The 17,610-nt window shown below is 61.5% G+C and carries 16 protein-coding genes; 3 read left to right on the plus strand and 13 right to left on the minus strand.

Annotation, left to right across the window (positions count from 1 at the left end; translation table 11 throughout):
• Positions 1 to 40 precede the first annotated feature (40 nt).
• The 3 genes from BSG08_RS18700 to BSG08_RS18710 all read right to left on the minus strand — a co-directional run bounded on the left by BSG08_RS18700 (position 41) and on the right by BSG08_RS18710 (position 4,259).
• Positions 41 to 1,246 carry an NAD(P)/FAD-dependent oxidoreductase gene (locus BSG08_RS18700; RefSeq protein WP_093039362.1) on the minus strand — a complete coding sequence of 402 codons (1,206 nt, stop codon included), beginning with the start codon at positions 1,244 to 1,246 and terminating at the stop codon, positions 41 to 43.
• Between the two features lie 40 nt (positions 1,247 to 1,286).
• The gene (locus BSG08_RS18705) at positions 1,287 to 2,510 is read right to left on the minus strand and encodes a CaiB/BaiF CoA transferase family protein (RefSeq protein ID WP_093039363.1); all 1,224 of its coding nucleotides are present in this window, start codon (positions 2,508 to 2,510) and stop codon (positions 1,287 to 1,289) included.
• 96 nt (positions 2,511 to 2,606) lie between these two features.
• A complete protein-coding gene (locus BSG08_RS18710) occupies positions 2,607 to 4,259 on the minus strand; it encodes an FAD-binding oxidoreductase (RefSeq protein ID WP_093039364.1) in 1,653 nt (550 codons plus the stop codon).
• A gap of 330 nt (positions 4,260 to 4,589) precedes the next feature.
• On the opposite strand from BSG08_RS18710, the gene BSG08_RS18715 reads away from it, so the two are divergent.
• Entirely contained in the window at positions 4,590 to 5,252 is a 663-nt protein-coding gene (locus BSG08_RS18715) for a FadR/GntR family transcriptional regulator (protein ID WP_217649920.1), read from the plus strand.
• 87 nt (positions 5,253 to 5,339) lie between these two features.
• Here the strand turns inward: BSG08_RS18715 and BSG08_RS18720 are convergent, their stop codons facing one another.
• The 10 genes from BSG08_RS18720 to BSG08_RS18765 all read right to left on the minus strand — a co-directional run bounded on the left by BSG08_RS18720 (position 5,340) and on the right by BSG08_RS18765 (position 16,061).
• On the minus strand, positions 5,340 to 6,659 hold the full coding sequence (locus BSG08_RS18720) for a TRAP transporter large permease (protein WP_245770755.1): 1,320 nt from the start codon (positions 6,657 to 6,659) through the stop codon (positions 5,340 to 5,342).
• 1 nt (position 6,660) lies between these two features.
• Positions 6,661 to 7,197 carry a TRAP transporter small permease subunit gene (locus BSG08_RS18725; RefSeq protein WP_093039367.1) on the minus strand — a complete coding sequence of 179 codons (537 nt, stop codon included), beginning with the start codon at positions 7,195 to 7,197 and terminating at the stop codon, positions 6,661 to 6,663.
• Between the two features lie 83 nt (positions 7,198 to 7,280).
• On the minus strand, positions 7,281 to 8,300 hold the full coding sequence (dctP, locus tag BSG08_RS18730) for a TRAP transporter substrate-binding protein DctP (RefSeq protein ID WP_093039368.1): 1,020 nt from the start codon (positions 8,298 to 8,300) through the stop codon (positions 7,281 to 7,283).
• A gap of 315 nt (positions 8,301 to 8,615) precedes the next feature.
• Positions 8,616 to 9,299, minus strand: coding sequence for a glutathione S-transferase family protein (locus BSG08_RS18735; RefSeq protein WP_093039369.1), 684 nt, complete (start codon positions 9,297 to 9,299; stop codon positions 8,616 to 8,618).
• A gap of 76 nt (positions 9,300 to 9,375) precedes the next feature.
• Positions 9,376 to 10,647, minus strand: coding sequence for a cytochrome P450 (locus BSG08_RS18740; protein WP_093039370.1), 1,272 nt, complete (start codon positions 10,645 to 10,647; stop codon positions 9,376 to 9,378).
• A 25-nt stretch (positions 10,648 to 10,672) separates the two neighbouring features.
• On the minus strand, positions 10,673 to 11,005 hold the full coding sequence (locus BSG08_RS18745) for a 2Fe-2S iron-sulfur cluster-binding protein (RefSeq protein ID WP_093039376.1): 333 nt from the start codon (positions 11,003 to 11,005) through the stop codon (positions 10,673 to 10,675).
• Positions 11,006 to 11,134: 129 nt separating this feature from the next.
• On the minus strand, positions 11,135 to 12,568 hold the full coding sequence (locus tag BSG08_RS18750) for an NAD-dependent succinate-semialdehyde dehydrogenase (protein WP_217649921.1): 1,434 nt from the start codon (positions 12,566 to 12,568) through the stop codon (positions 11,135 to 11,137).
• A gap of 68 nt (positions 12,569 to 12,636) precedes the next feature.
• On the minus strand, positions 12,637 to 14,178 hold the full coding sequence (locus tag BSG08_RS18755) for a class I adenylate-forming enzyme family protein (protein WP_093039372.1): 1,542 nt from the start codon (positions 14,176 to 14,178) through the stop codon (positions 12,637 to 12,639).
• Between the two features lie 29 nt (positions 14,179 to 14,207).
• Complete coding sequence (locus BSG08_RS18760) at positions 14,208 to 15,272, minus strand: alcohol dehydrogenase (RefSeq protein WP_217649922.1); 1,065 nt, start codon at positions 15,270 to 15,272, stop codon at positions 14,208 to 14,210.
• 156 nt (positions 15,273 to 15,428) lie between these two features.
• A complete protein-coding gene (locus BSG08_RS18765; RefSeq protein ID WP_093039374.1) occupies positions 15,429 to 16,061 on the minus strand; it encodes a GntR family transcriptional regulator in 633 nt (210 codons plus the stop codon).
• 156 nt (positions 16,062 to 16,217) lie between these two features.
• Between BSG08_RS18765 and BSG08_RS18770 the strand changes: the two genes are divergently transcribed.
• Positions 16,218 to 17,078: an alpha/beta hydrolase gene (locus tag BSG08_RS18770; RefSeq protein ID WP_175544834.1), complete on the plus strand. Its 861-nt coding sequence runs from the start codon at positions 16,218 to 16,220 to the stop codon at positions 17,076 to 17,078.
• 218 nt (positions 17,079 to 17,296) lie between these two features.
• Positions 17,297 to 17,610: glycosyltransferase family 2 protein (locus tag BSG08_RS18775; protein ID WP_245770756.1), on the plus strand; the 314-nt coding region annotated here is incomplete at its 3' end.

A 17,610-nucleotide genomic window follows, 5' to 3' on the forward strand; every position in this document is an offset into this window, starting at 1 on the left:
GGGATGCCCGTGCCGCGCTGCACCGGGTTGTATTTGCGGTCTATTTCAGCAGCGATTTGAGATCGGTTTCGGGATCGGAAATCGCGGCTGGGTCGGGGGATTTTCCGGCTTCGATCAGGCGTTTGCCGATCATATAGGCCCGCGCGTCGTTCATCGCGTCCAGGGCAATCAGGCGCGCGCCCCTGTAATACCAGAAACTGACCGCGCCGCTGTCCATCCGGCGGGGCACGATCCGGTCATACCCGGTGTTCAGCCCGGCGATCTGCAATTTCACGTCATATTGATCCGACCAGAACCATGGCTTTGCCGCATAGGGTTTGCCCGCCCCCAGCATGTTTTCGGCCACGATCTCGGCTTGGGCGATGGCATTGCCGACGCTTTCCAGCCTGATGCGCCCGCCCCGGTACGGAAACGAGGCGCAGTCGCCCGCGGCCCAGATCGACGCATCCGAACTGCGCCCCTGTTCATCGGTGCAAATGCCCTGGTCGATCTGCAGCCCGGCATCTTCGGCCAGCGCCGTCATCGGCCTGACGCCGACCCCGGCGATGACCAGGTCGGCCTTGATCGTGCTGCCGTCCGACAGGATCGCCCCGGTGACGCGGCGCGTGCCGGTCAGCCGTTCAAGACCGGTGTTTTCATGGATGGTAACGCCATGATCCGCATGCAGCGCGCGAAAATAATCCGACGTCTCGGGCGCCGCGACGCGCTGCAGGATACGCGGGGCCATTTCGACCAGCGCAACCGTCAGCCCCAGCCTGGCCCCGACCGCTGCCGCTTCCAGGCCGATATAGCCGCCCCCGACAATCAGCAGCTTGCGCCCGGCCTGAAAATCCGGGGCCATGGCGTCGATATCGGCAAGGGTGCGCAGCGTGTGGACCCCCGGCAGGTCGCCGCCGATCGCCGCCGGCAACCGGCGCGGGCATGACCCGGTGGTCAGTGCAAGCTGGTCATAGGGAACGGTTTCCGCCCCCACCTGCACGGTCTTTGCGATGCGATCAATCGCGGTGACCCGCGCCCCGAGCCTGAGCGTCACGTTTTGCGCGTCCCAATAGGCCGGCGCGCGCAGGTACAGCTGTTCTTGTGTGACTTCGCCCAGCAGATAGCCTTTTGACAGGGGCGGGCGCTGATAGGGCAGCGACGCCTCGTCACCGATCATCGTCAGGGCCCCGGTGTATCCCAGGGTGCGCAGTTTTGCTGCGAGCGCGGCCCCGGCCTGGCCCGCGCCGACGATGACGATCCCGGTCATTGCAACCTGCCGCGTCGATCGGGGTCAGGCCGGGGCCGGATCACACCGGGATGCCTTTGGCCAGCCGGGTCTTTTCGTCGTCCGACAGACCCAGAACCTCGTCCAGTATATAGTCCCGGTGCTGGTTCAGGACCGGCGCGGCAGACCCGGTGTCCAGCCTTGTCCGCGACAGTTTGATCGGGCTGCTGACGATGGGCATCCTGGCGTTATGTTTGTGTTCAGCGTGCTGCAGCAGGTCCCGTGCGCGTATCTGTTCGTCGGAAAACACCTGGTCCAGGGTGTTGATCGGGGCGCAGGGGATGCCCAGCCGGGACAGCTCATCAATCCACTGCGCGGTTGGTTTGAGACACAATATGTCCTGCAATTCCGCTTCCAGCGTTTCGCGGTTTTTCAGCCGGTTGGCGTTGTCGATATACCTGGGATCGGTCGCCAGATGCCGACAGCCTGCGGCCTCGCAGAACTTGGCGTATTGGCGGTCGTTTCCGACGGCGAGGACAAAATTCCCGTCCGCGGTCTGAAAGGTGCGATAGGGCACGATATTGGGATGCGCGTTGCCCATGAGCCGGGGCGCATCGCCGGTGCAGAGATAGTTCATGTTCTGGTTGGCCAGGGTGGTCACCATCACATCCAGCAATGCCATGTCGACACTTTGCCCTTCGCCGGTTTTCCGGGCGTGGTGATAGGCGGCGATGACGGCGGCGGCGGACATGGTCCCGGTCATCAGATCGGCAATCGGAACCCCCACTTTCTGTGGGCCGCCGCCGGGTCGGTCCTGGCGTTCGCCGGTGATGCTCATCAGGCCGCTGATCGCCTGGATGGCCATGTCATACCCGGCCCGTTCCCGGTAGGGACCGGTCTGCCCGTAGCCGGTGATCGAACAATAGACGATCGCGGGGTTGCTGGCGGCCAGGCTGTCGTAATCCAGCCCATACCGGGCCAGATCGCCGAATTTGTAATTCTCGACAACGACATCGGCCTTTTGCACCAGCCGGTGGACAACCTGTTGCCCCTCGGCGCTGCGGATGTCGATGCAGATGGATTTCTTGCCGCGGTTCGCCGCCTGGAAATAGGCCGAATCCTCGGCATCGTTGCCAGCGTCGTCCTTCATATAGGGCGGGCCCCAGTGGCGGGTGTCGTCGCCGCTGCCGGGGCGTTCGACTTTCCAGACCTCGGCCCCGAGATCGGACAGGATCTGGGTCAGCCACGGACCGGCCAGAATGCGCGAAAGGTCCAGCACCTTCATATCCGTAAGCGGGCCTGCCATAGCGTGACCTTTCTGTTGTGAGACATGTAATCTGCCCATGCCGGGCTGATCCAGAACGCCGAAAAACCGGGAAACGGCGCTCTGGATACGGGGCGTTTAACCGACGATCTTGAAGTTCTTCGGCTTGTCGACCAAAAGGCCGGGGTTCATGATCCAGTTCGGATCAAGCTCGCCCTTGATGGCGCCAAGCGCCTTGCGATACAGCGGATCGACTTCCTTGTCGTACCAGGGGCGGAAGGTCCGGCCGACCGCGTGGTGGTGCGTGATTGTCGCGCCCAGCTCGGTCAGAGTATCCGAAGCCACGTCCGACAAGGCCTGGTAATCCTCCAGGCAGCGCGCATGGGTCGAGGGCGCCATGATCGAATAATACGGCGCCGGCCCATCGGGATACAGGAACGAGAACCTGCGGCACACGATGCCGCCACCGGTGATCCGCTTTTCGGCATCGGCCATGCGGGCCATGATCTCGGTGTCGATTTCCTTGAAGATGTCCCAGGTATAGGCGGTTTCAAAGGTGAAACTGACAATCCCCATGGCGGCCCGGACGTGCATCAGGCGCGGCAGGTAACGGAACTGGTCGCGCCAGCTGCCCTGCGCCCCGGACCGGCTGGTTTCCAGCGCGTTGTCGACTGTACCGGCCTTCTGTTTTACGACACCGCCGTAATCCTGGCAGATTTCCAGGCCGCGCTCCAACCAGGCATCCACCGGGTGATCCGCCGATTCAAAGCCCAGCAGCAGAACCGATTCCGTGCCATCCCCCGCGCCGTAGAAAAACGCATCCTGTTCGTCGAGATACCGCGCATTGGCGGGGAACAGCCCGGCCTGGGTGATCTGGCGCACCGCATCCGCGCCTTCATAGAAGGTCTTGAATGAAATGGAGGCATTGGCGCGGAACTTGACCCGGCCCTGCAGCCGCATCCAGGCTTCGGTGATGATGCCCATCGTCCCTTCGGAACCGATGAAGGTGCGGTCCGGGTCGGGCCCTGCCCCGGATCCGGGCAGGCGGCGGTTCTGGATGGTGCCCGAAGGGGTCACGACCCGCAAAGACTGCACCATTTCGTCGATATGGGTCAGCTGGGTGGCATAATGCCCCGCCGACCGGGTGGCGATCCAGCCGCCCAGCGACGAAAATTCCCAGGATTGCGGGATATGGCGCAGGGTCAGCCCGTGCGGCTTGAGTTCGGATTCCAGCGCCGGCCCCAGTTTGCCGCCCTGGATGCGCGCCGCGCGCGAGACCGGGTCGATTTCAAGGATCTTGTTCATGTTGCCAAGGTCGATGATGACAACGCCGGGATATTCATCGCCGTCCGGGGCGAAAAAGCCCCCCGTCACGCTTGAGCCGCCACCGAAAGGAATGGCCGCGTAACCATTTTCACCGCACCAGTCCAGGACCGCGGCAATGTCTTCTTCGTTCTGCGGATAGGCAATGATGTCCGGCGGGTTGTCGAACTGACGCCGGTAGATCTTGGCCATGTCCTTATAGCCTTTGCCATAGGTATGGATGACCCGGTCCCATTTGTCCGAGGTACAGAACGATTCCAGCGTGCGCGGGATTTCGATGCGCGGTGCGCGCAGTTCGATTTCGTCCAGCGTCGGGTCCGGGGTCAGATCGAAACCCGGCACGTTCAGCCGTTTGGCCACCCGTTCGCACATGCTGTCGATGGCAGCCTGCGGGGTCTCGTCGCTTTCGTAACCCCAGGTCCAGAATTTACGGCGCTCGCCGAAATACCCGCTTCTCTTTGATGACATGGCCCTCTCCTTTCAGCCTGTTTATGGCCACAAGACATCCGTCAGGCCGGCGGGCTTTTCAGGATGTCATGCGCTTGCGGCCAACCGTCGGGCAGAAGCCATTCTGGTATAGCCTTGTTGGTAATACCAGCTAGCAAGGCGGGCGGGACGAGTCAAGGGGCCACTTCAGATGCGCAGCAGCGCAGGCGTTGATCCGACAGCGGGCTTTGGCCGCCAAAATCGCAAAAGATTCTGGTAGTACCAAGCCCGCGAACGGTCTAGGATTCACAGACCAGTAGTTTTCAGAATCATGATATGTCTTCGAAATCATATTTATTGCAGGGTGAGATTTTGAAGTTCATCCGCCAGCGGCATTTCGAAAGCGGCGACCGGCTGTTTTCCGAACGCGAGTTTGCCGAGAAATTCGGCACCACGCGCCCGGCGATTCGCGAAGCGGTGACCGCGCTCGAAGCGTTGCGGGTCATTGAACGCCGGCCCCAGTCCGGCCTGTACCTGCGCGACATGCGCGCGGACAGCAGCATCGACGCGCTGGTGTTGCAGGTTCAGTCGGGGATGATCCCGGACGCGCATGAAATCCATGACGCCATCGAATTGCGGCGCATCCTGGAAATCGAAGCCATCCGCATTGCCGCCACCCGGCGCAGCGAAGACGACCTGAAAGACATCCGACAGGTGCTGGACCAGACCGAAGAGCGCCTGAACGAAGGCCAGCCGATCGAAAAAGAGGACGAAGAATTCCACAAACGGATCGCGGCCAGCACGCGGAACTCGTTGCTGTTGCGGGTCGTCAATTCGTTTTTCGAACTGTCCAAGGACCGCCGGGTCATGTATTTTTCAGACCCCGAAAGATGCCGGATTTCCCATGCCCAGCATCTGAAAATATTTGCCACCCTGTCGGAAGGCGACCCCGAGCGCTGCGCGAAGATCATGCAGGAACACCTGTCGCAGACATCGACCCTGTGGAAAACCATCCTGGCCGAAGAACTGCCCTGATCGCCGCCTGTCGGCGGGGGATCACCCCCGGTTCGCCGGCGGAGAGGGTGAGTGGCCCCCCCGCCGGCCAGGCCGCCCGCAGGGGTGTCATGGTCCCCTGATATATTCGGGCAGCCACAGGGCCAGTTCCGGGAACGCCATCACCAGAACCAGCGTGACCAGTTGCATTCCGATGAACGGAATGACCCCCCGGTACATATGTTTCAGCAGCATTTCAGGCGGCGAAATGCTGCGCAGATAGAATATGGACGGGGCCATCGGGGGGGTAAGATACCCGGTCTGCAGAACGATCAGGAACAGGACCAGGAACCAGATCGTATCAAAGCCAAGCGCATTGACGATCGGAATCGCCAGCGGAATGACGATCAACACCACCGAAACAAGATCCAGGATGAACCCGCCGATAAACCCGATCAGCAGGATCAGCAGGATGATGCTCCAGGGCGACAGGTTGGCCGCATCGAGAATTTCACGGGTCGCCGAAACGCCGCCGGAGGCCGCGAAAATGCCCGAAAAGATGTGACCGCCCAGAAGGATCGTCAGGATCATCACCGAAATCAGCAGCGACCGTTTGATCGCGTTCCAGAACACCGCCAGCTTGAACTGTCCCATTGTCGCCGTCAGCAGCAGCGTGCCAAGCGCGCCGCAGGCCGCAGCCTCTGTCGGGGTGGCCCAGCCCAGCAGAATGGTCCCCAGCACGGAAAAGATCAGCAGCACCGGCGGCAGAAAGGCCACAAGCGTGAACCTGAGTTTTCCCAGCAGGCTCATCCCGTCGTCGTCTTCGTCGGGCAGAGACCGGGGGGCGACACGGGGGTCCAGCGTGGCATGGACGATGATATACAGGATGAACAGCCCCGCCATCATCAGGCCGGGAAACAGGATGGCGGCAAAAAGCGACCCCACCGAAACATCGGCCGAGGGCGCCAGCACGATCACCACCACCGAGGGCGGGATCGCGGTTCCCAGCGAGCCGCCGCCGCAGACCGTGCCCGAAATCAGCGATTTGCTGTAATTGTGGCTCAGCATGACCGGGATGGCCAACAGCCCGATGACGGTTTCGGTGGCCCCGACCACGCCGCTGGCCGCGGCAAAGACCGTGCCCAGCAGGATGGTGCTGACCGCCAGGCTGCCGGGCAGCCGGCGGGTCCACATATGGACGGCTTTGAACAGCTGTTTGGCAATGCCGGTGCTTTCCAGCAGCGTGCCCATCAGGATGAACAGCGGCACTGCGGCCAGCACATAGTTCGATGCAAGATCCTGAACCTCGGCGATGAACTGGTGCACGGCGGCATCGCCGAACCTTATGAAACCAAAGACCAGCGACACCCCCAGAAGCGCAAAGGCGACCGGAACCCCGATAAATATGGCGACAAAAAGCGCCGGAAACATCCATAAAGCCAGTTCCACGTCAGATTGCCCCTTTCAGGCTTTCCGGGGTGCATCCCGGCGGATCACGGTCAAACAACACGAAGAGGCATTTGATCAGCTCCAGAACCAGCTGAAGCAGGAACAGCGCAAAACCGATGATGAAACACAGCCGAAAAGGCCAGACCGGCGGGTTCCAGAAGGATTCACCCGACGTCTCGTTTCGTCTGACCGCTTCCCAGAGGTAATCCCACAGCCCGAACAGCAGCCAGACGGTAAACACCGTCATCATCGCAAAGATCAAAAGATCGATCGCGGCGCGCCAGCGTTTGCTGACCGCGCCATAGAAAAAATCGACCCGCACGTTGTTATGCATTTGCAACGTGTATCCCAGCCCGACGACAAACAGCGTCCCCATGAGCATATAGCTGACCTCGAACGCCCAGATGGTGGGGGCTTTCAGCACGTAGCGCGAAAAGACTTCCCAGATCATCGCCGCGATCAGCGGCAGAACCAGGATGGCGGCCAGGTAACCAAAGCCCCGGACGATGCTTTCCAGCAGGTTGACCAAACGTGACATGCTTCCCCCCGATGTCTCTCAACAACATCCCGGACACCTGTCGATGCCCAGGATGCAAGAACACATGATATCTACGCCTGAAGTTACCTGTAGTTTTCAGAGTTCTCCCACAGCGCCTCATATGCGCGCTGTGATTCCAGAACCTTTGCGAACCAGGGATTGTCGGCGGCGACCTTGTCGGCCCATTCCGCCGAAAGCCGGGCGACTTCGACCAGAACCTCGTCATCCAGAACGATGAACTTGTGGCCGTTTTCCTTCAGGAACTGATAGGCTTCGGCGTCTTCATGGCCGCGTTCCGTATAGTTCACGTACATTTCGACTTCCGCCGCGGCCGCGATCATCTGCTGGTTCCGTTCGCCGATCCGTTCCCAGGCATCCTTGTTGAACAGGCATTCATAGATCACCGTCGGCTGGTGGATGCCCGGAAAGATGCTGTATTTGGCAATATCGTGGAACCCGGCATTGCGGTTGGTGCCAAGCGATCCCCATTCCAGCGCGTCGATCAGCCCGCGTTCAAGTGCTTCGAATGTTTCGCCACCGGGAACGGTGACGGTCGATGCCCCCAGCCCCACGGCGATTTCCGCCCAGGCACCAGAGGTCCGCAGCTTGAGCCCCTTAAAGTCTTCAATCGACTGGATTTTCTTGTTCGACACCATGCCGACTTCGGGCGAGCCGAGGCCGCAGTTGATCGAAACGACGTCGAATTCCTCGTCCCGGAACTGCGCCTGCAGTTCCGCGCCGCCGCCTTCTGTCAGCCAGGCACCAAAAACGTCGGTTTTCGGGCTGCCGGCCCAACCGGCGAACAGAACCGTCGTGCGGTCCACGCCCCAGTCATAGCCCATCCAGGTATGGCCCGCCTCGGCGACCCCGTTGCGCACGGTTTCGGTCACCTTCAGCGCGCCGCCAAGCTGGCCGCCGACATGAACTTCGATTTCGACTTCGCCGTTGGTGAACAGTTTCACCCGGTCTGCAAATCGATTTGCGGATTTCATGATCTGGCCGCCGGGCCAGGGGGTTGCCATGTTGAACTTTTCCGGTTCGGCCATGGCGCCTGTGGTCATCGCGATTGACAGCATGGTTGCTGTCGTTGTCAGTTTTTTCATTGGTCCGTCCTCCCGTTTTCAAGTCAGTCGTATGGTTCTGGTGGCTTGAAACCCGCGCCCACTGTCGGCCTGTTTCTTGGTTTTTTCCTCGCTCGAACGGGCGGGACCGGGTTCGATTGCCCGGTTGGTGCAGAGCTGAAACAGATGCTCCCGCGCAATCGGCAAAGCCTATGGTAGTCCATATTGGTATGACCACATTGGGAAGTCAATCCTTAACTTACCAAATGCCTGCGAGGGCCGGGCACGGCGAATTCGCGTGCGTTTCCAGCGATTTTCAGGGAAACCGATTGGCCGGAACAGGCGCGCGATCCGCTGTCAGACCTTGGCGCCGAACATGTTGGTCCATGAGTCGGATTTTTTATCGACCTTCCATGTCATGTCGCTTTTCAGCAGCGACAGGGCTTCGCTGACCGAGGACCTGACCTTGATGCGATTGTACCAGTCCCGGACCGCGGGGTAATCTTGCAGGTCCTGGCCGTGCATCTTTCTGGTGCGCACCCAGGTAAAGGTCGCGATATCCGCGATCGAATATTCCCCGGCCAGGAATGCGACCTCGGCCAGCCGACGGTCCAGAACCTTGTACAACCGGCTGGCTTCGCGGGTGTAACGTTCGACCGCATAGTCGATCTGTTCCGGGGCATAGACGCGGAAATGATGCGCCTGCCCCAGCATCGGCCCGAACCCACCCATCTGGAACATCAGCCATTGCAGGGCTTCGTACCTGCGGACACTGTCGGTGGGCAGCAGTTTCCCGGTCTTTTCGGCAAGATAGAGCAGGATCGCCCCGGATTCGAAAATCGCGATGGGTTTGCCGTCGGGACCATCGGGATCGACAATCGCCGGGACCTTCCCGTTCGGGTTGATGTCCAGGAATTCCGGGGCGTGCTGTTCGCCTTCCAAAATGTTGATCGGCATGACCCGGTACGGGATACCGATTTCGGCCAGCATGACCGCCACCTTGTAGGCATTTGGCGTCGGCCAAAAATAGAAATCAATCATCGCGTCTCTTTCTGGATCGCCTGTGATCCGGGTTCACAGGGCTGCAGGCCCCGGACTTGTTACCTGGCCCCACGTCTTACCCGGCCAGGGATCTGACCTGCACCGGCAGGTCCGTATATCCGTGAACGAACAGGTTATAGGGCCGGCGCGGTTCTCCCACGACTTCGACTTGCAGATCGTGTTTCAGCAGTTCTTCCCACAGGATGCGCAGCTGCATTTCCGCAACCCGGTTGCCGACGCATCTGTGAACGCCGCCGCCAAAGGAAACATGTTTGCGCGGGTCGTCCCGGTCGATGATGAACTGGTCCGGGTTTTCGATGATTTCTGAATCCCGGTTCCCCGAGACATACCACAGCACCAGCCGGTCGCCCTGTTTGATCTGCTTGCCGCGCAGCACGGTGTCCCGCGTCGCGGTGCGCCGAAAGGCCAGGATCGGCGACTGGAAACGGATCGATTCACAGACCATGCTGTTGATCAGATCGGGATTCTGGCGCAGTTTGCGGGCTTCTTCGGGGAACTGGTTCAGGAACAGAACGCTGCCGCTCATGGTGTTGCGGGTGGTTTCATTGCCCCCGACAATCAGCGTGATCAGGTTTCCCAGCAGCTCTTTGTCATCAACATCCCGGTACGCTTCGCTATGGGTCAGGATGGACAGCAGGTCGTCGGTTTCGCCGGTGCGCCGCCGCTCGGCGCGCAGTTCCAGAAAGGTTTCCAGGCATTTGTTCAGCTCAACGGCGCGGTCTTCTTCGGTCTTGATCGTATCGCAGTCGCCCAGAAGATCGGCAAAAGCCACCTCAGACCAATGGGTCAGAAGATGCCGGTGCTCCATCGGAAAGCCGAAAATGGTTGCCAGGGTCAGCGTTGTCAGCGGGATCGAAACCTTTTCAACCCAGTTGAAGGTTTCGTTCAGGGGCAGGTCTTCAATCAGCTTTATGGTGCGCTCGCGGACCAGCTGGTCCATCTGCTGCAACCGGCGGGGGTGCACCACGGTCTGCACCGCCTTGCGTTTGACAGAGTGGCTGGGCGGATCAGAAGATATCAGGCTGCGCAAACGGTTCTCGGGTGCTTTCTGCCAGATCAGCACCCCGCCCCAGTCGACATCGGATGAAAACAGGCGCCAGTCCTTTTCCACTTCCATGATGTCTTCGAACTTGGTGATTGCCCAGTTCGGGCCAAACCGGCCGTTTTCGAAATAATGCACCGGGTCTTCTGCCCGCAGCCGTTCGAAATAGGGCATCCAGGTGCCGTCCTGGTACAGGGCACCGTCAACGACGTCGATGTCTTCGACGCGCATCTGCCGGGCGCGTTGGGTATGCTCTGCGAGCAGATCATTGGCCGCTATGTTCATCGCCTTTTTCCTCCGCTTGCCGGAATTACACGTAGAATTCCGGGATCTTGACGGTCAGCCCGTCCATGTCTTCGGTGACGACGATCTGGCAGGACAGCCGCGAGACGTCGCACAGGTCGTCCACGATATCCAACAGGTCACTTTCCTGTTGCGTGGTTTCGGGCAGTTGGCTGAACCAGCCGGGGTCGACATGGACGTGACAGGTCGCGCAGGCGCAATCGCCGCCGCAATCCGCCGGGATGCCGGGAATGCCGTTGTCCAGCGCATGCCGCATCAGGCTGACACCGGCCTTTGCCGGCACCGTGCGCAGGCTGCCGTCGGTCAGTTCGAAATGGATACTTGGTGTCTTGTGTGCCATCTTGGCGGCCCTTTCGTTCGCTTGCGTCTGCCATTCTATTAACATGTCAGAAAAATGTCAAGGATTCGTGCCCGGTTCGTCCCTATACCAGCGGCGATCTGGCCGCTGGTGCCCGGATCGGGGAAACCGCTACAGGCTGGCCTGGGTTATCAGCTTGGTGTTGAGATAGCCTTCGATCGCGTCTGATCCGCCTTCCGATCCGCTGCCCGAATCCTTGATGCCGCCGAAATGGATCTCGGGCAGGGCCAGGCCGTGATGGTTGATCGCCACCATGCCGCTTTCAAAGGCGGCACCGATATCGGCGGCGGTCTGCGCTGACCGGGTATAGGCATAGGCGGCCAGCCCGTATGGCAGGCGGTTTGCCTCGGCGACCGCCTCATCAAAGCTGGAAAACGGGGTGATCGGCACCACCGGCCCAAACGGTTCTTCGTTCATGATCCGCGCGTCTTTTGGCACATCGGTCAGGACCGTGGGCTGAAAAAAGAACCCTTCGTTGCCGATCCTGCTGCCGCCGGTTCTGACCGTGGCACCACGGGTCACCGCGTCCTGCACGAACCCTTCGATGGCTTCCAGCCGCCGCGGGTTGGCCAGCGGGCCCATGGTGACATCCGGGTCGGCGCCGTTTCCGACCTTGATGTTCTGTGCAATATCGCTGAACCGGTCAACAAACGCCTGGTACTGGCTTTCATGCACCATGAAACGGGTCGGCGACACACAGACCTGCCCCGCGTTCCGGAACTTGGCGGCGGCCAGCAGTTCGGCGGCCTTTTCGACATTGGCATCCTCGAACACGATGACCGGGGCATGCCCGCCCAGTTCCATCGTGGTGCGTTTCATATGGGTCCCCGCCAGGGCGGCAAGCTGTTTGCCGACCGCGGTTGAGCCGGTAAACGAAATCTTGGCGATGTCGGGATGGGAAATCAGGAATTCCGACACCTGCGAAGGCGTTCCAAACACCATGTTCAGCACCCCGTCCGGCAACCCGGCCTCGGCAAAGGCCTGCACCAGCGCCCGGCAACCGGCGGGGGTTTCCTCGGCCGGTTTGACAATGATCGAACAGCCCGCCGCCAGCGCCGACGATATTTTCCGCACCGCCTGGTTGATCGGGAAATTCCAGGGGGTGAACGCCGCCACCGGCCCGACCGGTTCCTTGACCACGATTTGCCGGATGTTTCCCGCACGGGCCGGGACGACCTGCCCGTATGTGCGCCGCGCCTCTTCGGCGAACCAGTCGATCAGATCGGCCCCCAGAAGCGTTTCCATCCGGGCCTCGGCCAGGGGTTTGCCCTGTTCCGCCGTGATCCAATGGGCGGTCTGGTCAGCGTTGTTGCGCAGGTTTTCCGCCGCCGCGCGCATCAGTTTGTACCGCGCATAGGCCGGGGTCCGCCGCCAGGTCTGGAACCCTTTCTTCGCCGCATCGACGGCGGCCTGCAGATCGACGATCTCGGCACAGGGGACGTCGCCGATCGGCTGGCCGGTCGCCGGGTTCAGGATCGGTTCAACGCGGCCTGCGGACCCGGCACACCACTGCCCGTCGATATACATCTGTATTTTCGGATACATGTCGTCACTCTCCATAAGAATTCGGGGTCTGCTGGCCCCGCGTATTGCTGCAGCCCGCTGGCCGGGTCTCATTGAACTGCCGTCATCGGCAGCTTTGCCGCCCGTGCCTTCAGTTCGTGTTTGAGGATCTTGGCATTCGGAGACAGCGGCAGCGCATCCAGAATGACGATAAGCTGGGGCCGCTTGTAAGGCGTCAGGCGCGGGGCGATGAATTCCGCCAGCGCCCGCGCCGTGACGGGCTGGCCCGGAGCCAGCTCGACAAAGGCGATGATCTCTTCATCGTTTTCGACATCGCGCCCGACAACGGCGGATGCAAAAACGCCGGGATGTGCGTTCAGTTCGGCCTCGATCTCCTGGGGGTAGACGTTGAACCCGGAGCGGATGATCAGCTCCTTGGCCCGGCCTTCCAGGTGCAGGGCCCCGTCTTCGGCCTGACGCGCGATGTCGCCGGTGGCGAAAAACCCGTCCGCGTCGATGACCGCGCGGGTCAGATCGGGCCGCCGGTAATAGCCGACCATGACATTCGGCCCGCGCACCAACAGTTCGCCCGGCGTGCCCGCGGCCACCGGTTCACCGGTACCCGGCGCGGCGATCCGCACTTCGACCCCTGGTATCGGCACCCCGATATGGGTCTCGTCGCTGCCCAGGGCAAAGCCGCTTCTGCTGATGGTGGGGGAGGTTTCGGTCAGCCCATAGCCGTTTTGCATGACCACGCCCAGCACGTCTTCGGATTGCCGACGCAGGGTCAGATCCAGCGGCGCGGTGCCGGTATAGAGATACCGCAACCGGTTGGGCACCAGCCTGCGGTCCTGCGTCTTGGCGAAATTGACCAGCCGGCTGTACACCGCCGGAACCGCCATCAGCACGGTCAGGGTCTGGTCCAGGATCAGCCGCGCCACCCCGGACACGGAAAACCGCGCCATCAGGTGCTGACGCCCCCCGGCATACAGCATGCCCTGCATGGTCGTCAGCCCATAGGAATGCGAGATCGGCATCAGGCACAGGCTGACATCTTCGGGCAGCATTCTGCCGGTCCGCTTGCCCTGGCTGGCGACAAAGACCAGGTTGGCATGGCTCAGCATCACGCCCTTTGGCCGCCCGGTTGTCCCGGTGGTGTAAATCAGCACCGCCACCTGTTTTGCCGGATCGGGGCTGACGGGTTCAACGGAACAGGTTTCGTCCAGATCGCTGATCAGGACGCTGCCGATGCGGTGAAATTCATGATCCCGCGCGCCGGTACGGCGGCCATGGCCACCCGCATCCGCCGATGTCCCGTGCACATAGACCGTGCGCCGGGGTGCGCAGTCTTCTTTGATTGCGTCGATTTCGCGGGCGCTGAGGCGGGCATTGGTCATCACCGCCCAGGCGTCGATACGGCTGGCGGCATAAAGCAACACGATCGCGGCGATTGAATTTTCGCAGACGATCATCAGCCGGTCGCCGGGCCGGACCCCCAGGGCGGACAGGTCATCCGCCACCCTGGCTGAGGTGTCGATCAGATCCTGAAAACTCCAGTTGTCTCCGGCCTCGTCGACAAAAGCGACGCGGTCGGCCCCGTTTGCCGCGCCCTGGTCCAGGATGCGATGCAATCTGTTTGGCAGCTCGGTCATGATATCTGCTTCTTTTGCGCCGCGCGCGGCTAGGGCACCAGCACCACCCGCCCCAGCAGGCGGCCCTGTTTCAGATCCATGAGCGAATCAAACGCGGTCTCAAGCGGGCGTTCGACAACCGGCACCGTGCGCAGACCCCGGTCGCGCACCAGCCCGATCAGTTCGCGCAGCTCGGCAAGATTGCCGACCCAGCTGCCCTGGATATGCAGGGGCCGCATCGGGATATAGGGCAGCGGCACAACCAGTTCGCCGCCGTACAGCCCGCAGATCACGATATGGGCCCCGCGGGCAACCGATGCGATGGCCAGGCTGGTGGTGGCCTCGGCCCCGACAAGATCCAGAACCGCCATCGCGCCACCGCCGGTGGCGGCGATGATCTGTTCGGCGGCATCGTCGGCGCCGGAATCGATCGCGGCCAAGGCCCCGGCCCGGATTGCCTCGTCGCGTTTGGTCTGGTCGAGATCGACCATGATCGCGCCCTTGAACCCCATCGCCTGAACGATGGACAGGGCCATGAAACCCAGCCCGCCCGCGCCGATGATCACCAGCGGAACATCCTTCAGGACCTCTCCGAACTTGCGGATGGCGCTGTAGGTGGTGACACCGGAACAGGCAAGCAATGCCGCCTGGCTGGGGTCGATATCGCCGATATCGACACAGAATTTCGGGTCCGGCACGACAACATATTCGCTGTAACCGCCGGGTCTGAAAACACCGATAGAGGCCGATTTCAGGCAGATGTTTTCCTGGCCCCGCTGGCAAGTGTCGCATTCGCCACATCCCAGCCACGGGTGCACGACACAGGTTGTCCCCACCACGCTGGCACCGGCATCGGGACCGACCGCGACCACCTCGCCGGCGATCTCGTGGCCCAGCGTCAGGGGCAAATCGATGCCCCGGTCGGAAATATCCAACCGCTTGCCGCCGCCCAGGTTATAGCTGCCTTCCCACAGGTGCAGGTCGGTGTGGCAGATACCGGCGCGGGTGACCTTTACCAGGACCTGCGTTCCCTCCAGCGTGGGCGTTTCCGTATCCACCGCGACAAGTGGTTCGTTGTGTTTGGTAACACAGTAACAGCGCATTTTCTGGCTCACTCTGGATCCTCCCTGAACGCCCGCCCTTGACCGGGGCGGGGTGAACATTAGTTGTATGCCAATTTGGTAATACCAATAATGTCAACCCGGCACCCTGTCAATATGCCATGTCACCCAGGTCACGATCCGCCCGGGTGGCGGGTTTTCAGCCGGGAGTCACAGGTCCAGCGTTTTCCGGGTGAACCGCTGGAAATAGTCCAGCAAAAGATGGGACGCCCTGTCCGCATCCGCCGGGGCGTTCCTGGCGATGGCGTCGGCGATATCCGCATGCAGGTGGGCTTCGGTCGCAGCATCGCCGACAGATTTGTAATACTGGAACCAGAACCGTCGGCAATGCGCGTTGATCGACGCCATGGTGCGCCGGGCCAGATCGTTCTGGGCGGCATCCACCACCAGTTGGTTGAATTCCGCATCCAGCCGGATCAGGGTGATATTTTCAGCCGCATCCCCGGCCTCGCGCATGGCACCCGCCAACCTGGCCAGGCTCTCGCGCTGGGGCGCGGTGGCCCGCGTGGTGGCCAGGCTTATGGTCAGCGGCTCGATCACCCGGCGAACCTCAAGCACCCTGAGCTGTGACTGGATGTCTATGCTGGTCACCATCGCCCCGCGCCGTGGCGTGATGGTGATGAGCCCGTCATATTTCAGCCGCTGCAGCGCTTCTCGCACCGGGGTCTTGCCGATCCCCAACTGTTCGGACAGCTTTATTTCCGACAGGCTGGCCCCCGGCGGCAAGACGAGCGTGCATATTTGTTCTTCGATGGTTTCATAGGCCTGATCGGTAAGTGTCATGCGCGCCCCAGCTGGGTGTGACCGCCGCCGGTCTACATGCAATTCTTGATATGTTATGAATCGAGTTGTTATATGTCAATCCGTGGGCGCCACAGCCGGATGGCGCAAAACGGGCGACCCGCAGATCGGAGCCAACATATCATGACTGAGGGTCGCATGATCTACAAAACCCGGTTGGAACAGGAATACAGGCCCTGGGCCAGCGATGCCTCGGACATGGATCTTGGCAAAACCATGGCCCGGTGGGCGCGGCGCAGCGCGGATTTCCTGGGCCGCGCCGACGTCCTGCGCAACATCGCCTATGGCCCCCTGCCCGATCAGCGGCTTGATCTGATGCCCCCCGCCCGGCCCGGCGCGCCGGTGCAAATTTTCATCCACGGCGGCTATTGGCAGTCGCTGGACAAGGACGATTACGCCTTTGCCCTCGAACCCCTGGTATCAGCCGGGGCCATGGTGGTTTCGGTCAATTACACGCTCTGCCCTGCTGTCACGCTGGATGCGCTGGTCGACCAAGTGCGCCACGCCTGCGCCTGGGTCTGGCACAACGCCCGCGATCATGGCGGCGACCCGGCACGGCTGCATGTGACCGGTCATTCCGCGGGCGGACACCTGGCGGCAATGATGGCGGCAACGGACTGGGCGGCGTTTCAGCCCGGCCTGCCACCGGACATGATCAAATCCGCTGTCCCCGTCAGCGGCCTGTTTGACCTGGAGCCTTTGCGGTTCTGTTCGGTGAACGCGGCGGTGCAGATGGACCGCGCCACCGCCGCCCGCAACAGCCCGCGGTTTATGACCCCGGCGGCGCGAATGCCGATCAGCATCGTGGCCGGGGCGGATGAAACCGGCGAAGCCCGGCGGCAATCGCGCGATCTGGCCACCGCCTGGCAGGCCGAAGCAGGGCGCGTCGCATATATCGAAACGCCCGGCCACCACCATTTTTCGGTCGTCGAAGCCATGACAGAGCCGGGCAATCCGCTGACCGCAACCCTGCTGCGCCACCTGGGACTGCCCGGCTGATTTTCACCTGCGCCTTGAAAACGCGCGCATGTTGCTTCTGTTTTGGCATCCCGGGTCTTCTTCTCATTGCAGATCTGCTGGCAACAAACCGACGCTCAGCCAACCCCGGAGAAGTCAAAGCCTGGGGTGCTGGGCCGTAAACTGGATGGCAAACGGCTGTAATTCACAAAGCCCCTCCGCTAACGTCATTGGCAATGCGTATCCTGTGTGTCTCAACCGTGCGAAACGAAGCCCCTTTCCTGCTGGAATGGATCGCGCATCTGCAAGGCGCCGGTGTCACGGATTTCCTGATTTATTCAAACGATTGTACCGATGGCACGGATCACCTGCTGGACCATCTGCACCGGGCGGGTGTGCTTACCCATGTCCCGCAGACGGTCGCGGCAGATGTCAGCCCACAATGGCAGGCGCTGAAAGCCGCGTGGAAACACCCCCTGCGCCGTGCCTGCGATTGGGCGCTGGTCTGCGACGTGGACGAATTCATCAATATCCACGCTGGCAATGGCACAATCGCGGATCTGCTCAGCGGCGT

The organism is Roseovarius azorensis, from assembly GCF_900109455.1.
GTDB classification, from domain to species: domain Bacteria; phylum Pseudomonadota; class Alphaproteobacteria; order Rhodobacterales; family Rhodobacteraceae; genus Roseovarius; species Roseovarius azorensis.

Bases quoted from the DNA above. Each gene is read 5' to 3' on its own strand.
- BSG08_RS18710 (WP_093039364.1), bottom strand. From the start codon at position 4,259: ATGTCATCAAAGAGAAGCGGGTATTTCGGCGAGCGCCGTAAATTCTGG.
- BSG08_RS18770 (WP_175544834.1), top strand. From the start codon at position 16,218: ATGATCTACAAAACCCGGTTGGAACAGGAATACAGGCCCTGGGCCAGC.
- BSG08_RS18745 (WP_093039376.1), bottom strand. From the start codon at position 11,005: ATGGCACACAAGACACCAAGTATCCATTTCGAACTGACCGACGGCAGC.
- BSG08_RS18700 (WP_093039362.1), bottom strand. From the start codon at position 1,246: ATGACCGGGATCGTCATCGTCGGCGCGGGCCAGGCCGGGGCCGCGCTC.
- BSG08_RS18725 (WP_093039367.1), bottom strand. From the start codon at position 7,197: ATGTCACGTTTGGTCAACCTGCTGGAAAGCATCGTCCGGGGCTTTGGT.
- BSG08_RS18735 (WP_093039369.1), bottom strand. From the start codon at position 9,299: ATGATTGATTTCTATTTTTGGCCGACGCCAAATGCCTACAAGGTGGCG.
- BSG08_RS18740 (WP_093039370.1), bottom strand. From the start codon at position 10,647: ATGAACATAGCGGCCAATGATCTGCTCGCAGAGCATACCCAACGCGCC.
- BSG08_RS18705 (WP_093039363.1), bottom strand. From the start codon at position 2,510: ATGGCAGGCCCGCTTACGGATATGAAGGTGCTGGACCTTTCGCGCATT.
- BSG08_RS18750 (WP_217649921.1), bottom strand. From the start codon at position 12,568: ATGTATCCGAAAATACAGATGTATATCGACGGGCAGTGGTGTGCCGGG.
- BSG08_RS18765 (WP_093039374.1), bottom strand. From the start codon at position 16,061: ATGACACTTACCGATCAGGCCTATGAAACCATCGAAGAACAAATATGC.
- BSG08_RS18755 (WP_093039372.1), bottom strand. From the start codon at position 14,178: ATGACCGAGCTGCCAAACAGATTGCATCGCATCCTGGACCAGGGCGCG.
- dctP (WP_093039368.1), bottom strand. From the start codon at position 8,300: ATGAAAAAACTGACAACGACAGCAACCATGCTGTCAATCGCGATGACC.